Consider the following 2,991-nt stretch of genomic DNA (forward strand, 5'->3'; position numbering starts at 1 on the left):
CGGACGACGGCGCGAGCCTGCCGCCGCGCTGGTCGACGCTCGGCGGTCCGTTCGAGGTCAAGGCCAGCTCTCGCGTCAGCCTGGCCGCGCGCCATCTGCCGCTGCCGGCGGCGCTGGACCGGGCCTGCCGCGACCTGGCCGCCGGCTATCGCGACGCGGCCGCCGGGCTGAAACTCGACATGCTGCACCCGACCCTGTATTTCGCCGAAGGCATGCTCGTCGCCGAACCCGACTGCCGCGCCGCCGTCGCCGTGCTCGCGCGCCGCTGCCTCGCGCTGGCCGATGCGCAGGGCAACCTGCCCGAAGCGGAAGACTCGTCCGTGCCGCGCAGCGACATCGTCGCGCAGACCTTGCGCGTGCTGCTGCTCAGCGGCGACGCCGACGGCGCCGCGGTCGAGCGGCTGGCCGCGAATCTCGCCGGCCGCGTCGACGACGCCGGCCGCCTGCCGTTCCGCCTCGACGTGGCCGCGCCGCAGCCCAACGTCTGGTGCGCGATGTTCGCCGAGCAGGCGCTGCGCTGGTACGCGCAGGCGCGCCGCGGCGAAACCCTGCCGGCCGCGGAATGGCTGGTGTGAGGAGCCGCCTGCGCCGGCTCGCCGGCTACGCATGGCGGCTGCTGCCGCATCTGCCGCTGGCCGCCGCGCTGGCCGGCGCCGATCTGCTCGCGCGCCTGCGGCCCGGAGCGCCGCGCCTCGCCCGCGGCGCGCGCGTGCACGGCATCAGCGTGATCGTGCCCGAGCGCGGCACGCCGGACCTGCTCGCCGAAACCCTGGCCGCGCTCGAACGCGCGCTGGCCGGCGTGGCCGAGGCGCAGCAGGTCGTCGTCGTCGTCAACGGCGCCGCACGCGAGGACTATGCCGAGCTGCAGCGGCGCTGGCCCGGCTACGACTGGCAGTTCCACGAACGCGCGCTCGGCTACAACGGCGCGGTCGAGGCCGGACTGGCCGCCGCGCGCCACGGCTGGACCTATCTGCTCAACAGCGACATGCGTCTCGCGCCCGACGCGCTGACGCAGCTGCTGCCGTACCGCGACGATCACGTCTTCTCGGTGACCTCGCAGATCTTCTTCACCGATCCAGCGCGCCGGCGCGAGGAGACCGGCTGGTCCGACTTCCACCCGAACCACGATGTCGCCGAGGTCTACGAGCGCGATCCCGGCGCGGCGCGCATGGCCCGCGGCAATCTGTATCCCGGCGGCGGCAGCTCGCTGTGCCGCACCGAAGCGCTGCGCCGCTATGTCGCCGGCTCGCGCGATTTCGCGCCGTTCTACTGGGAAGACGCCGACTGGGGCGTGCGCGCCTGGAGCGACGGCTGGGAGCTCGTGTTCTGCCCGCTGTCGCAGGCTCATCACCATCATCGCGGCACGGTGCGGCGCTATTACGACAAGAGCGAGGTCGCGCGGGTGATCCGCCGCAACGAACTGCTGTTCGATCTGCGCCACCGCTGGACGCGCAGACACTGGCTGCGCAGCCTGCAGCGCCTGTCCCTGCTCGACGCGGCCTCGCGCCGCGAGCTGCGCGGCGCCGGCCTGGCCTGGCGCGCATTCCGCGCGCGCCTGGCCACCGAGCGCGCGCGGCACAACGGCCTGCGCTTCGAGCGCATCACGCGCGACCGCTGGTATGGGCCGCAGCGCAGCGAACGGCGCCGGCCGCGCGTGCTGCTGGTCTCGCCGTTCGCGCTGTTTCCGCCGGCGCACGGCGGCGCGCGGCGCGTCGCCGAACTCGTCACGCGGCTGTCGGCCGATGTCGACTTCTTCCTGCTCGGCGACGAAGCCTCGCTGTACGGCCCGGACAGCGAGCCGTGGCTGCAGCACTTCCGCGGCGCGCACCTGCTCGAAGGCCGCGGCGACCGCGCCGGCGAGGCGCCGCTGAGCATCGAACAGCGCCTCGAACGGCACGCCTGGCGAGGCCTGCGCGCCGGCCTCGCCGCGGCTATCGCGCGGTTCGCGCCCGACATCGTGCAGGTCGAATTCATGGAGCTCGCCGAACTCGCCGCCGACCGCGGCGACGGCGGCGCGCGCTGGCTGCTGTGCCTGCACGACGTCTACCTCGGCAGCGGCGACGGCGACGTGCGCCAGCGCGCCGCGATCGCGCGCTACGACGCCGTCGTCGCGTGTTCGGCCGAGGACGCCGCGCTGCTCGCGCCGCAGACGGCGAGCCTCGTCGGCAACGGCGCGGTGGACCGGCGCGCCGGCTATACGCCGTCGCCCGACGGCCTGCTGCTGTTCATGGGTCCGTTCCGCTACGCGCAGAACCTGCACGGCATCCTCGCCTTCCTCGACACGGCCTGGCCGGCGCTGCGCGCGGAATTTCCGGACCTGCGCCTGCGCATCCTCGGCGGCAGCGAATCGGCCGCGATCGCCGCGGCGGACGCGCGCCTGCGCCAGCCCGGCGTCGAGCTCGTTTCGGCCTTCGTCGACCCGACGCCGCACCTGGCCGAATGCAGCCTGAGCCTGAATCCGCAGGTCGACATCCGCGGCTCGTCGGTCAAGCTGATCGAATCGCTGCTGGCCGGCCGCGTCTGCGTGAGCACCGCCGACGGCATGCGCGGCTTCGCCGACGCGGGCCTGCAGGCGCTGATCGGCGGCGACGACATCGCCGGCATGGCCGCGGCGATCGCGCCGCTGCTACGCGACGCCGCGGCGCGCCGCCGCCGCGAAACCGCCGACGCCGAGCGGCTCGACCGCTACACCTGGGACGCGATGGCCGAGCGCCAGCGCGAGGTCTATCGTTCACTGACTCCGGAGCATCCGCCATGACCGCGCGCTGGTCCTACGACGCGATCGCCGACGTCTACGCCACCGACATGGGCCGCAGCATGGCCTTCGACGACGTGGGCTGGTATCGCGCGTTCTGCGCCGGCCAGGGCGGCGCGGCGCTGGAGCTCGGCTGCGGCACCGGACGCATCCTGCTCGAGCTGCTGGCCGCCGGCGTCGACGCGGTCGGCGCCGACCGCTCGCTGCCGATGCTGCGGCGCCTGCGCCGCGACGCC

At 74.5% G+C, this 2,991-nt stretch carries 3 protein-coding genes; all 3 read left to right on the plus strand.

Annotated features, from left to right (window positions below; translation table 11 throughout):
* Window positions 1–575: hypothetical protein (locus NON22_RS22590; RefSeq protein ID WP_257389244.1), on the plus strand; the 575-nt coding region annotated here is incomplete at its 5' end.
* On the plus strand, window positions 572–2,758 hold the full coding sequence (locus tag NON22_RS22595) for a glycosyltransferase (protein WP_257389245.1): 2,187 nt from the start codon (window positions 572–574) through the stop codon (window positions 2,756–2,758). The genes NON22_RS22590 and NON22_RS22595, both read left to right, overlap by 4 nt.
* On the plus strand, window positions 2,755–2,991 hold a 237-nt coding region (locus NON22_RS22600; RefSeq protein WP_257389246.1), incomplete at its 3' end, for a class I SAM-dependent methyltransferase. The genes NON22_RS22595 and NON22_RS22600, both read left to right, overlap by 4 nt.

The organism is Tahibacter caeni (assembly GCF_024609805.1).
In the GTDB taxonomy this organism is placed as follows: Bacteria; Pseudomonadota; Gammaproteobacteria; order Xanthomonadales; family Rhodanobacteraceae; genus Tahibacter; species Tahibacter caeni.